This is a genomic window from Shinella oryzae (assembly GCF_023038235.1).
GTDB lineage: Bacteria > Pseudomonadota > Alphaproteobacteria > Rhizobiales > Rhizobiaceae > Shinella > Shinella sumterensis.
In genome coordinates this window covers 24487-42231 of record NZ_CP081988.1, presented here as the reverse complement: position 1 = coordinate 42231, position 17745 = coordinate 24487, and the positions used below count along the sequence as shown (strand labels likewise).

General features: G+C 61.1%; 17 protein-coding genes. 3 read left to right on the top strand and 14 right to left on the bottom strand.

Going from position 1 to position 17745, the window contains the following annotated elements:
* Nucleotides 1-56: 56 nt before the first annotated feature.
* From K6301_RS16425 to K6301_RS16370, 12 genes are all read right to left on the bottom strand, one after another.
* A complete protein-coding gene (locus K6301_RS16425; RefSeq protein WP_247221577.1) occupies nucleotides 57-677 on the bottom strand; it encodes a dihydroxyacetone kinase subunit L in 621 nt (206 codons plus the stop codon).
* Entirely contained in the window at nucleotides 677-1669 is a 993-nt protein-coding gene (locus K6301_RS16420) for a dihydroxyacetone kinase subunit DhaK (protein WP_247221576.1), read from the bottom strand. The genes K6301_RS16425 and K6301_RS16420 overlap by 1 nt, the downstream gene beginning before the upstream one ends.
* Before the next feature lies 1 nt (nucleotide 1670).
* The gene (locus K6301_RS16415) at nucleotides 1671-3083 is read right to left on the bottom strand and encodes an FAD-binding oxidoreductase (protein WP_247221575.1); all 1413 of its coding nucleotides are present in this window, start codon (nucleotides 3081-3083) and stop codon (nucleotides 1671-1673) included.
* Between the two features lie 9 nt (nucleotides 3084-3092).
* On the bottom strand, nucleotides 3093-4370 hold the full coding sequence (locus tag K6301_RS16410; RefSeq protein ID WP_247221574.1) for a TRAP transporter large permease subunit: 1278 nt from the start codon (nucleotides 4368-4370) through the stop codon (nucleotides 3093-3095).
* Complete coding sequence (locus K6301_RS16405; RefSeq protein ID WP_247221573.1) at nucleotides 4367-4924, bottom strand: TRAP transporter small permease; 558 nt, start codon at nucleotides 4922-4924, stop codon at nucleotides 4367-4369. The genes K6301_RS16410 and K6301_RS16405 overlap by 4 nt, the downstream gene beginning before the upstream one ends.
* Nucleotides 4925-4972: 48 nt before the next feature.
* Entirely contained in the window at nucleotides 4973-5974 is a 1002-nt protein-coding gene (locus tag K6301_RS16400) for a DctP family TRAP transporter solute-binding subunit (RefSeq protein WP_247221572.1), read from the bottom strand.
* A gap of 103 nt (nucleotides 5975-6077) precedes the next feature.
* On the bottom strand, nucleotides 6078-6983 hold the full coding sequence (locus K6301_RS16395) for a dihydrodipicolinate synthase family protein (protein WP_247221571.1): 906 nt from the start codon (nucleotides 6981-6983) through the stop codon (nucleotides 6078-6080).
* A gap of 108 nt (nucleotides 6984-7091) precedes the next feature.
* Complete coding sequence (locus K6301_RS16390; protein ID WP_247221570.1) at nucleotides 7092-8150, bottom strand: ABC transporter ATP-binding protein; 1059 nt, start codon at nucleotides 8148-8150, stop codon at nucleotides 7092-7094.
* A 24-nt stretch (nucleotides 8151-8174) separates the two neighbouring features.
* Entirely contained in the window at nucleotides 8175-9014 is an 840-nt protein-coding gene (locus K6301_RS16385; RefSeq protein WP_247221569.1) for a carbohydrate ABC transporter permease, read from the bottom strand.
* Complete coding sequence (locus K6301_RS16380; RefSeq protein WP_247221568.1) at nucleotides 9001-9972, bottom strand: carbohydrate ABC transporter permease; 972 nt, start codon at nucleotides 9970-9972, stop codon at nucleotides 9001-9003. Before K6301_RS16380 ends, K6301_RS16385 begins: the two co-directional genes overlap by 14 nt.
* A complete protein-coding gene (locus tag K6301_RS16375; protein WP_247221566.1) occupies nucleotides 9969-11351 on the bottom strand; it encodes an ABC transporter substrate-binding protein in 1383 nt (460 codons plus the stop codon). Before K6301_RS16375 ends, K6301_RS16380 begins: the two co-directional genes overlap by 4 nt.
* A gap of 116 nt (nucleotides 11352-11467) precedes the next feature.
* Nucleotides 11468-12376, bottom strand: coding sequence for a dihydrodipicolinate synthase family protein (locus tag K6301_RS16370; RefSeq protein WP_247221564.1), 909 nt, complete (start codon nucleotides 12374-12376; stop codon nucleotides 11468-11470).
* A gap of 206 nt (nucleotides 12377-12582) precedes the next feature.
* Between K6301_RS16370 and K6301_RS16365 the strand changes: the two genes are divergently transcribed.
* The gene (locus K6301_RS16365) at nucleotides 12583-13365 is read left to right on the top strand and encodes an IclR family transcriptional regulator (protein ID WP_247221563.1); all 783 of its coding nucleotides are present in this window, start codon (nucleotides 12583-12585) and stop codon (nucleotides 13363-13365) included.
* A 292-nt stretch (nucleotides 13366-13657) separates the two neighbouring features.
* Here K6301_RS16365 and K6301_RS16360 read toward each other — a convergent pair whose 3' ends face one another.
* Together K6301_RS16360 and K6301_RS16355 are read right to left on the bottom strand one after the other, a co-directional pair.
* On the bottom strand, nucleotides 13658-14851 hold the full coding sequence (locus K6301_RS16360; protein ID WP_247221562.1) for a pyridoxal phosphate-dependent aminotransferase: 1194 nt from the start codon (nucleotides 14849-14851) through the stop codon (nucleotides 13658-13660).
* A gap of 71 nt (nucleotides 14852-14922) precedes the next feature.
* Entirely contained in the window at nucleotides 14923-15828 is a 906-nt protein-coding gene (locus K6301_RS16355) for a dihydrodipicolinate synthase family protein (RefSeq protein ID WP_247221561.1), read from the bottom strand.
* A gap of 194 nt (nucleotides 15829-16022) precedes the next feature.
* Here K6301_RS16355 and K6301_RS16350 point away from each other — a divergent pair, with 194 nt between their 5' ends.
* Together K6301_RS16350 and K6301_RS16345 are read left to right on the top strand one after the other, a co-directional pair.
* Entirely contained in the window at nucleotides 16023-16937 is a 915-nt protein-coding gene (locus tag K6301_RS16350; protein ID WP_247221560.1) for a substrate-binding periplasmic protein, read from the top strand.
* Nucleotides 16938-17001: 64 nt separating this feature from the next.
* A complete protein-coding gene (locus K6301_RS16345) occupies nucleotides 17002-17739 on the top strand; it encodes an amino acid ABC transporter ATP-binding protein (protein ID WP_247221559.1) in 738 nt (245 codons plus the stop codon).
* The last annotated feature ends 6 nt before the right edge of the window (nucleotides 17740-17745 follow it).

Sequence of the window (17745 nt, the reverse complement as noted above, 5' to 3'; positions counted from 1 at the left end):
GGGTTTTGAAAGCTCCGGGTTACCATGCTTCCGGTGGCGTTGGAATGTTCGCCGTATTATTCCCCACTGGGTCCGGCAACCGCAGCGCAGAGCCGCGCGAAGGCCAGCATGCCGGGATCATCCATGCCGATGGTCGCATCAGCGAACATGCGCGCACGACCAACCTTGTTCGGCTTCTGGCGGAACGCATCCAGCGCCTCGCGAGAGGCCGCCACGGCTTTCGACCGCGCCTCTTCCGAACTCTCGATACCCGTAATGGCCGTCGCCACGGCATCGAGCGCATCCAGAATGGTCTTGTCGCCAAGACTGGCGCCGCCCCGCGCCATCATCGCATCACGCGCCTTGGCGAGCAGATTTCCAAGTTCCGCGACCGGCACCTCGGTGCGCCCTTTCGTTTCTCTGGCAAACGTCATCAGCGCCGTCGCCAAAAGCGTCCCGAGGCTCGAACCCGTCGCCATTGCCGCCGCCTTGGCATAGGCGGAGAAACCCGCTCCGACATCTCCGCCTTCGGGCGTGGACGCGCTGTCGAGCGCGCCGATGACGCGTGCCAGCATGCCGCCGGTATCGCCATCCCCGAGCTTCGCGTCGGCCGCATTCAGCTCCTGTTCGAGACCGGTCATGGCCGTAGCCGCCGCCGCGACGGTGCGCTTCACATCCTGAATATCGAACGTGCTCATCATATCCTCCAGAACGGGCATTCGGCCGGCGCAGCCAGCAGGCCCTTCATTTCATCATCCAGGAAGCAAAGGCTGATGGACGCCCCCGCCATTTCCATCGATGTGACATAGTTCCCGACCAGCGGCTGGACGATCCGTAAGCCGCTTTCGCCGAGCTTCTGCGCCACGCGACGGTATAGGATGAACAGCTCTTCCAGCGGCGTCGCGCCGAGGCCGTTGACGAGGACGGAAACCTCCGAGCCGGCATTGGCGGGCGCTTCGGCCAGCAGGCGCTGCACCATCTCGTCTGCGATCTCGTCGGCAGGGCGCAGCTTGTTGCGCCAGATGCCGGGTTCGCCGTGGATGCCCATGCCCATTTCGATCTCGTCATCGGCAATCTCGAAGGTCGGTTTTGCCGAGCCCGGCACCTGGCACGGCGAAAGCGAAACGCCGATGGTGCGGGTCGAGGCCACGGCCTTCGCCGCGATTGCCGTCACCTCATCGAGGTCGGCATCGGTTTCTGCCTTCGCACCGGCGATCTTGTAGGCATAGATGATGCCCGCGACGCCGCGGCGCTTGGCGCTTTCCTCCGGCGGGGCGCTTGCGATATCGTCATTGCCGAGCACCGTGGTGGTGCGGATTTCATCCTCCAGCATTTCGCCCGCCATGTCGAAATTCATGCGGTCTCCGCCGTAGTTGCCGTAAAGGCGCAGGACCCCGCGACCGCCATCGGCAAGGCGAATAGCATCCATGCACGAGCCGACATTCGGCCCTTCGAACACGTTTCCGATGGAGCAGGTATCGAGCAAACCGCGACCGACATAGCCGGTGAACAGCGGCAGGTGACCGGAGCCGCCGCCCGAGGCGATGCCGACCTTGCCCTTGCGAATGCCTTCGGCCCGACGGATGACACGGCCGCTTTCGCCGTCCCGCACGAGGGACGGGTTGGCGAGCGTCAGGCCGTCGAGCGCCTGATCGACGAAGTCACCCGGCGCATTCATCAGTTTCTTCATATCAGTGTTCCTTTCTGGCTTCGGGCAGCATCTTGCCCGGGTTCATGATTCCGTTCGGGTCGAGCGCCGCCTTGATCGCGCGCATGACATCCAGCGCCGGGCCGTGCTCGGTCTCCATGTAGCCCATCTTGCCGATGCCGATGCCGTGCTCGCCGGTGCACGTGCCGCCATGCTCAATGGCGCGCAGGCTGACCCGGCTCGCCAGCGCCTCGGCCGCCCGGCGCTGATCGGCTTTTTCAGGATCGAACAGGATGCCGAGATGGAAGTTACCGTCTCCGACATGCCCGACCAGTGGCGCGACGAGCCCGCTTTCCGCAATGTCGCGCTGGGTGGCCTCGATGCAGGCGGCGAGTTTCGAGATTGGCACGCAGGCATCCGTACCCAGCAGCTTATGACCCGGCATCATCGCGATATTAGCGAAATAGGCGTTGTGGCGGGCGGTCCACAGGCGCGAGCGCTCTTCCGGCCTGTTGGCGAACTTGAAGCCTTCGCCGCCGTTCTCGCTGGCGAGAGCCTGCATCGTCTCGACCTGCTCTGCGACCACGGCGGGTGTTCCATGAAATTCGAAGAACAAGGTTGGCAGTTCGTCGAGACCTTCCAGCTTGGAGTAGCGGATGCAGGCGCGCATCTGCATATCGTCGGAAAGCTCGATGCGCGCAACGTCGATACCGATTTGAAGCGCCGCAATGACTGTCGCCACGGCACTTTCGAGATCGGGGAACTGGCAAATCGCGCTTGTGATGGATTCAGGAATGCCGCTCAGCCGCAGCGCGACCTCGGTTATGATGCCGAGCGTGCCTTCGCTGCCGACGTAAAGCCGGGTGAGATCGAGACCGGCGGACGATTTGCGCGCTCGGCCGCCCGTGCGAATGATCCGCCCATCCGGTGTGACGACCGTAAGGCCGAGGGTCACATCGCGCATCGTGCCGTAACGCACCGCGTTTGTGCCGGACGCTCGGGTGGCGGCCATACCGCCGAGCGTAGCGTGCGCGCCCGGATCGACGGGGAAGAACAGGCCGCTCGCACGCAGTTCTTCGTTAAGCTGCTCCTTCGTGACGCCCGCCTCCACCCGGCAATCCATGCTGTCGGCATTGATTTCCACGATGCGCGTCATGCCGGACAAGTCGAGGGCCACGCCGCCGTAAAGCGGAACGACGTGACCCTCCAGGGAGGAACCGGCACCGAAGGGAATGAGCGGCGTTGACGTGCGATTGCAGATCGCGGCGATGGCCGCGACCTCTTCGGTAGTGAGGGCAAAGGCGACCGCATCTGGAAGCACGCTGTCCGGCATGCCCTCCCCATGGCTGTGCTGTTCACGCACGGCGTGAGAGGTGACGATCCGCTCGCCGAGAAGAGCGGAGAGCTCCGGTAATGTCTCCGCTGCAAAACGGGCTTGGGAGGGTGAAGGCATCATGATCTCATCTCAACGAAGATATTGAAGTGGAACCGTCACCAACTGCGGGAAGAAGACCAGCAGGAAAAGGACAAGGATTTCCGCCACCAGGAACGGCATGACGCCGCGAATGACCGAACCGAGCGGCACCTTCGCAACGCCGGCCGCGACATTCAGCACATTGCCGACCGGCGGCGTGATAAGGCCGATCGCATTGTTCATGATGAAGAGCACGCCGAAATAGACCGGATCGATGCCCGCTGTCTTGATGACGGGCACGAGAACCGGCGTGAGGATCAGGATCGTCGGCACGAAATCCAGCGCCGTTCCGATGATGACGACCAGCACCATGATCACGAACATCAGCAGGATCTTGTTGTCCATGAAGGGTTCGAGCAGCCGTGTCACTTCGGCCGGCACGTTGGCGATGGTGATCAGCCAAGCCGAAACGACGGCCGTCGCGGCAAGGAACATCACCACGGAGGTGGTTTTCGCAGCGGCCAGGAAGACGTGATAGAGGTCGGAAATCTTGAGTTCACGGTAAATAAAGAGCCCGACAAACAGGGCGTAGACTGCGGCAACGACGGCCGCCTCCGTGGGCGTGAAGACACCCATCTTGAGGCCGCCGATGATGACGATGGGCAGAAGGAACGCCCAGAAGCCATCGATCAGTGTTTTGATGCGCGTATTCCAGCCCATCTTTTCGCCGACGGCGACACTGTCGCGGCGCGCGACCAGCCACCAGGTGACCATCAGCGCGAGGCCCATGAGGATACCCGGCACGATGCCGGCGAGGAAAAGCTGGCGGATGGAGACGTTGCCCGACACGCCATAAAGTACCAGACCGATCGACGGCGGAATGACGGGCGCGATGACGCCACCGGCCGAGATCAGACCCGCCGCACGCGGCACGTTATAGTTCGCCTTGCGCATCATGGGGATGAGCAGCGCGGCGATGGCCGCCGTGTCGGCAACGGCGGAACCGGAGAGCGACGCCATGATCACCGAGGCGATGACCGCGACATAACCGAGGCCACCCCGCCAGTGGCCGACCCACGCCATCGCGGCTTCAACGATGCGGCGCGAAAGACCGCCGGCATTCATCAGTTCGCCGGCGAGCATGAAGAATGGCACGGCCATCAGCGGAAAACTGTCCGCACCGGCGAACAGGTTTTGCGAGATGATCTGGGCATCGAACGTGCCGAGGTAGACCATCAGCGCGATGCCGGTGACGAGTAGGGCGAACGCGATCGGCAGACCTATCGCCATGGCCCCAAGGAGAGCGCCCACGAATATGGCGACGGTCATCGTTTTGTCTCGCTGGAATTCTGGCCGGCAACGTTGGTTTCCAGCGCCATCGCCTCTTCGGGGTCAACAGCTGCGAACAGTTCCGCATTGCTGAGTTTGCCGGTCGCGAACTGGTAGAGACGCTGAACCGTCAGCGCGATGATGCCGATCGACAGCACATAAGCCGAGGCATAGACATATTCCATCGGTATGCCCATCACGGGAGAGTAGTTCTCCATGTTGACGGCATGGCCGCGGAACGTGCCGATGAAGATCAGCGCCGCACTCCAGATGATCAGACCGGAGCACAGGAGAAAGCAGACCTTCCGCGCGGCCGGCGGCAGCGCGTTGACGACGAAGTCGGCGCCGAGATGGGCGCGGTCCCGCACGCCGACGACGGTGCCGATGAAGGCCAGCCATATGAAGGCGAAGCGGGACAATTCCTCGGAGACGGTTATGCCCGAATTGAAGGCATAGCGCAGGACGACATTGCCGAACACCATGATCACCATGGCGGCCAGGAGCACGACGAGCGCAAACTCGAAGAAACGAAACAGAAGGTCGACGATACGCATGCGTTGTCCCCCGGAATGAAGGGCGGACGCGAGCCCGCCCCTATCCCGTCAATTTCCGGTGCGGCCGGCCTCGATGGCCTTGATGTAACGCTCAGTGAAGTCCGTGCCGGCAAGCGCGGCATGCTTCGCGATGACGGGCTGCATCTTCTCAGCCATGCGGGCGAGTTCGGCGGGCTCGACGGCGTTGATCGTCATACCTCCCTCTTCGATCGCTTTGGCGAGGCCGGCTTCCATTTCCTGGAATTGCTGGCGCTTCCACTCCACGGCATCCCTGCCCGCCTCGACGACCAGCTTCTGATCTTCCGGCGACATCGCGTCATAGGTCTTGCGGCTCATGACGATGACTTCGGAGTTTACCGCATGGCCGGTCGTGCTCATGTATTTCTGTACTTCGAAGATGCGCATGGCGTTGATCTGCGCGAAGGGCGCCTCCTGCGCGTCAACCGCACCCGTCTCGAGCGCGGCGTAGACCTCCGAGACCGGCATCGGCGTCGGGTTGGCGCCAAGCGCGGAGAACATGTCGATGTACATGGCGTTCGGAATAACGCGGATTTTCAGCCCCGCGAAATCCTCCCACTTCTCGATGGGATGCTTGCTGTTGGTCGCATGGCGGAAGCCATTATGCGAAAAGCCGAGCGCGACCCAGCCCTTCTCGTAGAGCTTGTCGGCGAGCTCCTTGCCCATCTCGCCGCCGAGTACGGTGTAGAATTCGTCGGAGTTACGATAGATGAACGGAAACTCGACGACGGCCATCTCCTTGACCTGGGCCGCGAGGCCAGCGGCATTGGCCGTGGAAATATCCTGCGTGCCGGACTGCACCTGCTGCTGCATCTGACCGTCATTGCCGAGCGTGCCGTCGGTGTAGACCGTGATGTTGAGATTGCCGCCGCTGCGTTCCTTGACCAGTTCGGAAAGCTTGGTCAGCACCTGCGCAGACGGGTGGGTGGCGGCCATGCTGGTGCCGGCGCGAAGATCGGCCGCAGCGGCACTGGACGCAGCGAGACCCGCAAAGAGCAGAGCCGTGGCGGTAAAGCGGTTGATGCGAAACATTGTTTCCCTCCCAGAAACGATTTGAAAACCTGTGGCCGCCGAAGCGGCCCCTGCCTCCACAGGGTGCTGGAATGCGCGCCGGAGCGCGCATTCCCTATGTCACTTACGCCGCGGCGCGGTCGGCACCATTGATGGCATTGAAGGCGTCGGCGATGCGACGCTTGCGGGCCTCGTCGGGCATGCGCATGGGCGCGCGCGGCAGCGCCAGCGGCACGCCCTGCAAAGACTGGGCATATTTGATGCATGCCGGAAGATCGTCGCAGATCAGCGCGTTCCAGAACGTCAGGAGCTTGCGGTGCAGCGCAAGCGCCTCGTCATGACGGCCCGCCTGGACGAGATCCCACAGCTTGACCACGGCAACGGGTGCGGCTGCCGGATTGGCGGCGATTGTGCCATGCGCGCCAAGTGCGAAGCTCGAATAGAGCAGCGCGTCGACGGCCGTGAACACCAGCTTGCCCTCAGGGATTTCCTGCAAGAGATCAGCGAGCAGCTTCAGGTCGCCGTTACTCTGCTTGACGCCGATGACACCGGGGACTTCGCGCATGATGCGGATGAGGAGTGCGGGGCTCAGATAGCACCAGGGAACGACGTTGTAGATGAGGACCGGCAGGCCGCTCTCTTCGGCAATCGCCCGGAAGTGATCGACGATGGCGTCGTCGGACGGACGGAACACGTAATGCGGCGGCGTCACCTGAAGGGCGACGGAGCCGGCACGCGCAGCCATCTTGCAGCGATCGACCGCCTGGCGCGTGGAGTTGATGATGACGCCGGCAATCAGCGGCAGCTTGCCGTCGAGGGTCTCGGCCGCCGTTTCGAGAAGAGCCTGCAGCTCACCCATTTCCAGCGTGTGGCCCTCCGCCGACGAACCGCCGACGCACAGGCCATGCACGCCGGATTCGACCATGAAGCGGACCTGGGCCCGGAAGTCGTCGAAAAGGATGTTGCCTTCGGCATCAAAGGGCGTGGTGGTGGGCGGAATGACGCCAAAGAACTGCGGACCTGCGCTCATCGTATTCTCCATTATGCGGACATGATGTCTGAATAATGGACATGCAAAATGCTGTCAATTGCTCCCGTCCGTCGCATCGGCTTTTCCCCCCGATTTTGGTGTCCGGCCTCAGGCCAAGCGAATACCGCTCGCCGCATCGAAAAGATGTTCGGCACCTTCCTGGAACTGAAGGAACACACGGTCTCCCGTTTGCACGGACAGGCGGTCGCGCACGACGGCGATCAGGATTTCCTTGCCGATCGCAAATGAAAGGACCGTTTCGGCACCGGTCGGCTCGACAAGCGAGACCGTGGCGGGAATGCCCTCTGCCGCAACCGTGATATGCTCCGGGCGGATGCCGTACATCACCTGCTGCGGTGCGTTGACCGCATCCGCAACCGCACCGGTCGGCAACACGATGCCATCAGCCATCCGCACGCTACCCCCACTCAGTGTCGCAGGCAGGAAATTCATCGACGGCGAGCCAATGAAGCCTGCCACGAAGAGATTGGCCGGCCGGTCGTAGAGATCAAGCGGCTTGCCGACCTGTTCGACACGCCCGTCGCGCATGACGACGATCTTGTCCGCCATCGTCATCGCCTCGATCTGGTCGTGCGTGACATAGATGGTGGTGGTCTTCAGGCGCTGATGCAGGCCCTTGATCTCCGAGCGCATCTGCACGCGCAGCTTGGCATCGAGATTCGACAACGGTTCGTCGAAGAGGAAGACTTCGGGATCGCGCACGATGGCGCGGCCCATGGCGACACGCTGGCGCTGGCCGCCCGAAAGCTGCTTGGGATAACGTTCCAGCAGTTTCGACAGGTCGAGGATCTCGGCCGCCACCTCGACGGCGGATTTGATCTTCAGCGCATCGACGCCGCGCAGCTTGAGCGAGAAGCCCATGTTCTGCGCCACCGTCATATGCGGATAGAGCGCATAGTTCTGGAAGACCATCGCGATGTCGCGATCTTTCGGCGCCACCTCGTTGACGACGCGGCCGGCGATTTTGATCGTCCCGTCGCTGATCGTCTCAAGGCCAGCAATCATCCGCAGAAGCGTCGATTTTCCGCATCCCGACGGGCCAACCAGTGTCACGAACTCGCCATCCTCGATGTCAATATCGATGCCGTGCAGCACATCCAGCGCGCCGTAAGCCTTGCGAACGCCTTCAATTCGTACGCCGTTCATTGAATTCCTCCCAAAGATTTCAGATCAGCCCTTGACCGCACCCGCCGTCATTCCCGCGACGAGGTATTTGCGCATCAAAAGCGAGAAGGCGAGAACGGGCATCATGATCAGCGTGCCGCCGGCTGCGATCTTGCCCCACTCCCAGCCCTCGTAGTTCATGAAGTTGACCACCTCCACCGGAGCGGTCATGGCGCTGTTTCGTGTCAGGGTCAGCGCGAAGAAGAAGTCGTTCCACGAATAGAGGAAGCACAGGATCGCTGTCGTCACGAGCGCCGGTCCCGACATCGGCAGGACGATGACCATGAAGGTCTTCCACAGGCTCGCGCCGTCGATCCATGCCGCCTCCTCGAGCGCACGCGGCGTGGCATCGAAGAAATTGCGCATCAGCCAGACGACAAGCGCCAGGTTGAACGTGAGATAGACCAGGATAAGACCCGTGCGCGTATCGAGCAGGCCCATGTAGCGGTAGACGAGGAAATACGGGATCGCGAAGGCGACGGGCGGTGCCATGCGCGAGGCGAGGATGAGCAGCGAGAAGGTCCGTTCCTGCTTCATCGTCGCCCGCGAGAGCGCATAGGCACCCGGCGTGCCGATCACCAACGCAAGGATCGTCGATACCGAACTGGTGATGAAGCTGTTCAGCATCGATGTGGCAAAGCGGTCGCTCCACAGCGATGTGTAGTTTTCGAGCGTCGGCGTGAAGAAGAAGCCGTCGATGCCTGCGAAGATGTCGTCCGCCGGCTTGAAGCTCATCACCACGAACCAGAGGAACGGCAGCAGGGTGATGACGGCAAGCGCGATGACGATCGTATTCGCCAAGATACGGTTGCGGCGTGCGGCCGCGTCAAGTTTACTCCTGGGCATTCGAGCCTCCCGAAACCGCACGGATGATGACCCAGCTCAGAAGGACGATCATGGCGAGCAGCACCATGGTGACTGCTGCGGAGTAGCCGATGTAGCTGAAACTGAAGGACTGGACGAAGATGTAATAGTTCGACACTTCGGTAACGGAGCCCGGCCCGCCATCGGTGAGAATGTAGATGAGCGGGAACGTCTTGATGCTGTCGATAAGGCGGAATAACCCCGCGACCAGCAGCGTGCCCTTCAGATAGGGCAGCGTGATATACCATGTCAGCTGCCAGATGCTGGCACCATCGACTTCCGCCGCCTCGCGCTGTTCCTCCGGCATCATGGCAAGCGCCGCCAGAATGATGATCATGGTGAAGGGAAACCATTCCCAGGTATCGGCCACGATGATCGCAGTCAGCGCCCAGCTGGCGTCGGTGATCGGCGTCTGCACGTTCCAGCCAAGAAGCTGGAAGAGCCACCAGGCGGGGCTGATGTCGGGCGAATACAGCACCTTCCAGATGATCGCCACGACGATGGGCGGCAAGACCATCGGCACGAGGAACGAGGTTCGAAGCGCGTTCATCAACGGCGTTCTCATGTTGAGAAGCAACGCCACGACTAGGCCGAACAGGAGCTGGAGCACCACCGTGACGACCGACAGCTTCGCCTGAACCCACAGGCTGTTGTGCAACCGGTCATCGGTCAGCAGCGTGCGATAATTGACCAGCGGATCGGAAAAATCCCACGCCGTCGCCGGGTTGGCGAGGTTGAGCGGGGTGAAGCTCGTCACCAGCAGATAGAGTGTGGGCAGCAGCGTGACCACGGCAAGGATGGCAAGCACCGGCGCCAGCAGAAGCCAGAAGAAACGCCGACGCTGGCGCTCGAAGGCGGGGTTTTTTCCCGCCTTCACTGCATGACCGGTTCCAGTGCCGGCAACGGCACGCTGTCGGTTTTCGATATCGACCGCGCTCACAACTTGACGCCCGCTTTCTTGATGTCCTCGACGGCCTCCGCCTGGGCGGCTTTCATGGAGGTTGCGGCATCCGCCTGGCCACTCGCGATGCGCTCGATCGCCTTGTTGATCTTCTCGCCGGTCTGCGGCCAGACGGGCACGGTACGATAGGCCATATAGCCTTCCCGACCGCTGCGCTCGAGAACGTCGAGATACATCGAAGCGATATCCTGGCCGTTGATCGTCAGGGCCTCCTTGTAACGGGGGTCCTCGATGATCGACCTGCGCGGGGTGGCGAGCCCGCCCATTTCCAGCGCAGTGCGCTCGAATGTCTTCTTCGACGTTGCCCACTGAATAAATGCCCAGGCGGCGTCCTTTTGGTTGGAACCCGCGGGAATGCCATAGGCATTAGCGTTGCAGGCGGGGAAACCACCGGCGGGGCCTTCCGGCATCAGCGCGAACCGCACCGTGTCCTTCACACGGGAATCAGCGGATTTCGCCAGAGGCAGCAACCACGACATGGCGTTGATACGCATGTTTGCCCGACCCGCGAGCTGGTTGCGCATCGCCTGATCGTCCGTATAGGAGAGCACACCGGGCGGGCAGTAATTGGACAGCAGCCCCGAATAGTAGGTGGCCGCCTCGATGACTTCGGGCGTATCGAGCACCGGCATCAGGTCGCCCGGCGGATCGCGGAAGACCTTGCCGCCGAAGCCCATCAGATAGGGCGGGAAATTCCAGTGATGCAGGCGGTCTGCCACGAAGGCGGCGACGCCGTTCTTGTTGTGGATCGCCTTGCAGACATCGATCATGCCGGCAAGCGTGGTCGGCATGGCGATGCCTTCCTTGTCGAGAATGTCGAAGCGCGAGGAGGCCAGCAACATGGCGCCGGCTTCCCATGCGAAACCGTGAACCTGCTTGTTCGCATCGATGTAGGCGATCTGCGTGCCGCTGACGAAATCATCCGGATCGAAGTCGGCGGCCGTCTTGTTGGGGTCGTTGAGGAAATCGTTCAGCGGCGTCAGCCAGCCCGCACTGATCCAGCGACCGGAGAACGAGTGGGTGATGTTGCAGAAGTCGTAGCTCGAGCCGTGCGTGGACAGTTCGAGGTCCATACGCTGGTTGTAGACCGGGAAAGCCTGAAGATCGAACTCGACCTTCATGCCCGTCTGCTCTTCGAACTCTGGCAGCAGCTTCTGGATATAGGTGTGGAAGATGTGCTGGAAGCATGCGCCACGCAGCGTCACGCCCTCGAAGGGCTTGGCATTGGCGAGCACGGCCGGCGCACGCAGGCCGACAGCCGCCATCGCGGAGCCGGCAAGGGCGAATTTCAGCACATCGCGCCGGAAAAGGCCGGCGGATGCCGAAGTTTCCACAGCGGTTCTGTCATCGTGTTTCATAGAATCCTCCCAGATATCAACATGCCGGATGCGCCGGCGACTTCTCCTCCTATCCCGGCCACGCCTGCGGCCGGGACAATTTCTGCGACGCCGCGCCCTCTCCGCGCGGCCTCGTTTCAGGCTGCCTTGGCGAGTTGCGGGTCGAACTGGAGAAGTGCCTCGAGCGCGGGGCGGATCTTCGCCTTCTGCTCTGCCGACGGCAGCGGCATCGGGTGACGCGGCACGCCGACTTCGCAGCCCTGCAGTTCGAGGCAATACTTCACCAGCGCCGGCAGGTTCTCGTGCCCCATCAGGTGCCAGAAAATGACGAGACGGTCGTGAATCTTGCGGGCCAGGTCATGATCGCCGGCCTTTACGGCGTTCCACAGCGCGACGCAAGGACCGGGTGCTGCGGTTGGCGATGCGGCAAGCGTGCCCTGCGCACCCATCATGAAGCAGGGGTAGAGAAGGTCGTCGATGGCCGCGAGAATGGCTTTGCCCTTCGGCGCACGGATGACGAGTTCGGCAGCCCGGGAAATGTTGCCCTGGCTCTGCTTGATGCCGATGACGCCCGGGATCTCCTCCATCATGCGCACGACGAGATCGGCACCGAGCAGGTTCCATGGAATCACGTTGTAGATGACGAGCGGAATGCCTGTCTCTTCCCAGATCTGCTTGAAATACTGGAACATGGCTTCTTCGCCATAGTTGAAGACGTAGTAGGTCGGCGTGACCTGAAGCGCCGCGACGCCGAGATCCTTGACCGCATTGGCGCGCTCGATGACCTCACGCGTGCTGTTGGCGATGATGCCGGCGACGACGGGCACCTTGCCGTTGACTTCTTCCACGGTCGCGGCCGTCAGCTGGCGCAGTTCTGCCGGCGAGAAGGTGAAGCCTTCGCCCGTGCTGCCCGCCAGGCAAACGCCGTGCACATTCTTGTTCAGGATAAAACGGACGTGATCGCGAAAAAGCCGCTCGTTGATCTCGCCATCCGCATCGAAAGGGGTCACGAGTGCTGGAATGATCCCGTGCAGGTCGACAGTCATATGGAAGTATCTCCTCTCCAATGTGTATGCCTGAATTATAGGCGGCAAAGAATACGTCGCAAATTTTGTTTCTTATTCAAAAACAATTAGATAATTTTTGTGCAGTGCAAATTTGTCTCATTTTTCGGGACATGATTTTCCACGCTCTCCCTTGCCATATGCATTCCGGTGCGGCACAAAAGCGGCTCGCAGGGGAGGAACGATACGTGAGCGCGATTGCAGACACATCGGGAAATGCACCTGAGAAGATGCTCCGCATCCTCGACTGTTTCACCCTGCGTAGCGGGCAATTGTCAGTTGGCGACATCGCCGACATGACAGGCATGCCGCGCTCCACCACACACCGCTGGGTCACGACCCTGCGCAATGCGGGCCTGCTCGATCAGGACCACACCGGCGACGTCTACCGCCTCGGCCTGCGCCTTATCCATCTCGGCAACAGCGCGCTGACAAACATGGACATTTCGCGCGACGCCCGCCACGTTCTGGAGGCGCTGAGCCGCAGCACGGGCGAGAAAAGCCATCTCTGCGTCTTCGACGGTAATCAGATGATCTTCGTGACACGCACGATCGGTGGCCGAGCCGGTCGTTTCAACTCGACCACCACGATGGAAAGCTCACCCTGCTATTGCACCAGCGTGGGCAAGGCCGTGCTCGCCTTCCAGCCAACGGAAACGATCGAGCGCATCATCCAACAGGGGCTTCACCCCTATACCCGCGACACGCTCACGGATCCCGTCAGGCTGCGTGACGATCTGGCGACCACCCGCAAGCGCGGATATGCGATCAACAATGGCGAGATGGATGCCCATGAGCGCTGCATCGGTGCCCCCGTGCGAAACGCCGCCGGCCGAGTCATTGCGGGCCTGAGCCTGAGCAGCACGCGTCGCAAACTCACGGACGATCGGATACCGGGCCTTGCCCAGCGTGTCATAAAACACGCCGAGCTTCTCTCGATCCAGCTGGGATATCGCTCCCGGGCAGACTAGCGCCGCCTTGCCCTGCAAAATCGGCTGCCCCCTCCCTCGCGTTTGCCGCACCAAACCGGCAGACATGAGAAAAGAAACGCAATCAGCACGATACCGAAAAAGGTGCGTCCGACAATCGGCGCTCGCCCGAGGAGCGACAGGATACTGTCGATCCCAACGAGAACAAGGAGAAGCACTCCCAGCACCGCCTGCATGATCTGCCAAAAAGACGGACGGAATTCAGGCATGGCATTCGAGCGGGACGGTTTGGACGGCACCTGATCAGTGCCGGCTTCGCCGCCCCGCGTTTGCATCAGGAACCGCTCCGGCCCAGGAAGGCAACAAGGCGATCGGCGCCCTCCTGAATGAGCGCGGGATCCACAGCGAAGCAAACACGCAGGTACGCCTCGCCGCCCGGCCCGAAAGCGGAACCCGGCGCCACGCCAACACCGGATTCCCGCAATATCTTGCGCGCCATTTCATAGCCGCTGTTCATGCCATGCACGGAAAAGAAGAAATAGAAGGTTCCTTGCGGCCAGAACACGCGCACATTCGGGAGGTTATCGAGCGCATTGCAGATGATCTCGCGCCCTTGTGCTGACCGCTGGACCAGCAGCTTGATGAAGTCGTCACCCTTGTCAAGCGCGGCGACGGCCGCATGCTGGACGAAGGTGGCCACACTCGTCGTGTTGTATTGGCTGAGATTGTCGAAGACGGTCTGCATGCCGGCAGGAAAGATGATCCATCCGATACGCCAGCCTGTCATGCACCAGTTCTTCGAGAACGTGTTGGTAATCATCAGCCGGTCGGTCGGTGTCGCCAGTTCCAGAAATGACGGAGCAAGCGTTCCATCATACGTGAAATGGGCGTAGACCTCGTCGGAGACGATCCACAGACCGCGTGACCGCGCGAAATCCAGGACGGCACTCATCTGTTCGCGCGGCATGATCCAGCCGGTCGGATTTGACGGCGAGTTGATTGCGATGACCTTTGTCTTTTCGGTAACCGCGGCAAACAGATCGTCAAGATCGAGGCGGAAACCCCCGTTTTCGGCAACGCGATAGGGAACGGGAACGACCTTCCCGCCAAGGATCCGCACGATCTCGATCAGGTTCGGCCAGGCCGGCACGGGCACGATCACCTCGTCACCGGGATTGAGCACGGCCTGGAACGCCTGCATGATGGCCTGAACGCCACCGGCGGTGACGCTGAAGCGGTCGGCACCGACATCGACGTCCCAGTGACGCTTGTGGTACCGGTCGAGCGCCTGACGAAGCGCAGGTACGCCAAGGGCATAGGTGTAGCGTGTCTGTCCCGCGTCGAGCGCGGCAAGAGCAGCCTCCCGGATGAAATCCGGTGTGGGCAGGTCGCCCTCGCCGATCCACAGCTTGATGACATCAGGGTCCTCGCGCGCCAGATCGGCGATATCGCAGATCTGGTTCAGCTCGATCCCGCTTATTCTTTTCGGGCTACCCGCCAGCGGCCACTCGGCGGCACGAAAGTCCATGAAACTCTCCTCAGAAAAACGTTGAAAAAGCGAGGCGGAAGCAGTCTGCACCGCTCCCGCCTCTGCCATCATCAATCAAGAAGCGCGTCGAGCGCCCTGTCGATCAAGGCCTTCTGACTGTCGTTGACGGGCTCCATCGGCTGGCGCGGAAGATGAAGCGGCAGACCCTGCCGATGCTGGCAATACTTGACGCAGGCCGGTAGGTTGTCGTGCGGCAGCACATCCCAGAGATCGGCAATACGGTAATGCAGGTCGAGCGCAGCCTTGTGATCGCCGGCCTTGACGAGATCCCAAAGCTTGACGGTGAGGCCCGGCACCGCCGATGTCAGCGCGCTGATGGCACCATGTACGCCGAGCGAGAATGCCGGATAAAGCAGGGCATCCGTGCCGGTCAGAACGACGTTCTCCGGCTTCATGCGGTGCAGAAGATCGGAAACAAGCTTCAGGTCGCCCGCGCTCTGCTTCATGCCGATCACGCCGGGAACCTCGTCCATGATGCGCAGCATTAGGTCACAGCTCAGGTAGTTCCACGGGACGACGTTGTAGATGATGATCGGAATGCCGGTCTCTTCCCAGATCGTCCGGAAATGCTGCACGGTGGCATCAGCGCTGGGCTTGAAGAGATAGTGAACAGGAGTCACCTGAAGTGCGGCGATGTTCATGCCCTTCAGCATCTGAACGCGCTCGATTGCGGCGCGCGTGCTGTTGATGATGAGGCCGGCAAGGAATGGCACACGTCCGTCGATAGCGTCGTGCACCGCGCGCATCGACGTGGTGAAATCCGCGTCATTGAGTGTGTGGCCCTCGCCGGTGCTCCCACCAGCAACCATGCCATGCACGCCCTGCTCGACCATGAAATTGACCTGTTCGGCGATCGCCGACGGCACCAGAGTGCCGTTCTGGTCGAACGGCATCGTTATCGGCGGGATAATCCCCGTCAACTTGGCTGCGGTCGAAGCCAAATTCTCTTTACTCATCTGTTTCCTCCAAGAAATGAACCATCATATTCCAAATAGCGGGATATGTGACGTGGTCTTCTGCCATAGAATTTCGTTTACACGGAACAGTCAATAGATTTCTTGAACTTTGTTCCTATTTGTGCAGATAATGATACGTCAGTTGACAATATTCCGCATAGCGGGATAAATGGCCATCCAAAGGGGAGAAGACAATGAATATCAAGTCGATGCTTTTTGCAGCCGCGGGAGCCGTCATGGCGCTGGCGGGAACGGCGGTACATGCTGATGAGATCAAGGGAACGATTGCGGAAGTCTTGAAGGCGAAGAAGATCGTGATAATGAACGATCTGTCTGCCGCACCATGGCAGTTTCGCGATGCAAACGGCAATGCCGCAGGCTTCTCAGTGGATCTCGACCGCCTGATTGCCGCAAAGCTGGACGTCGATCTGGAACTGGTCAATGTTGAGTGGGCGGGCCTCATTCCCGGGCTGCTTTCGAACAAGTCGGACATCCTGGCGACGAGCATGTCCACGACGTTCAAGCGTGCGCAGCAGATCCTCTTCACAACAGGCACGTGGTACGAGACCGGCGTGGTCGCGATCGTGAATCCGGAAAACGAGAAGCTTTCCTGGGAAGAGTTGAACCAGCCGGGCAAACGCATCGCCGTCAAGGCGGGCACCAGCGCGGTCGATGTGGCAAAGCAGTTCTTCGCGAACGCGGAAATCCAGAGCTACCCGAACGACACTGACACCTATCAGGCACTCAAGACGGACCGCGTCGATGCCGCGCTCAACGATCTCGCGGTCTTGAACGTCGTGCAAGGCGAATACGGCTTCGTATCGCTGAAGGAGCCGCGTGAACTCATCAGCTCCGACACCTGGGCTTTCGCGGTTCGGCCTGGTGACATCTATACCTGGCAGTATCTCAACTTCTTTATGACGAAGATCCGCGAAAGCGGCGAACTGGCCGCCCTGTACAAGTATTGGGTCGACGGCGAGACCTGGAAGGCCGACTTCCTCGAAAAGAACGACGGCGTTTCCGAGGAGCGCAAGGCCCTCGTGAACCTGCTCGGTATCGGCGCCTACGTTCCGGAAAGCGGTGACGGCAGCCGTATGACGCTTCAGTAAAAAGCCAAAGCCGGCGGCAGGATAAACCGGCCGCCGGCGATCGATCCTCATATGGAGATCCTCGATGGCCTTCTTCGAAGCCCAGGCCGCCAATCTTTACTACGGCAAATTCCACGTCCTGCGCGACGTGTCGCTCTCCTTCGAAAAGAAAGACATAACTGTCGTCTGCGGGCCGTCAGGCTCCGGCAAGAGCACCCTGATCCGCGCGATCAACCGGCTGGCCGGCCCTTTTGCAGACGGAAGGATGACGCTCGATGGCGAGAACCTGCGGACAATGCCCGCCCGGGACCTTCATCGCCGCATTGGCATGGTGTTTCAGCGCTTCAATCTGTTCCAGCATCTCAAGGTCATCGACAACATCACATTGCCCCAACGCCGCGTTCTCGGCCGCAGTCGTGCCGAAGCCCACGAACGCGCACTCGCCCTGCTTCAGCGCGTTGGCCTTCAGGACAAGGCGCAAGCCTATCCCATCCAGCTTTCCGGCGGACAACAGCAACGCGTCGCGATCTGCCGTGCGCTCGCAATGGACCCGGAACTCATGCTTTTTGACGAACCGACATCCGCACTGGATCCGGAGACCGTCGGCGAAGTGCTGCAGGTCATGCGCGACCTTGCCCAGTCGGGCATGACGATGCTCGTCGTCACCCACGAAATGGGCTTCGCACGGGAACTCGCGACCAGTGTCGTTTTCATGGAGGAGGGTCGCATCGTCGAGCACGCCTCGCCGGAGACGTTCTTTTCCGAGCCGCGCGAAGAGCGGACGCGGCTTTTCCTGCAACAGATCCTACGTCACACGGGGTAACGCGCG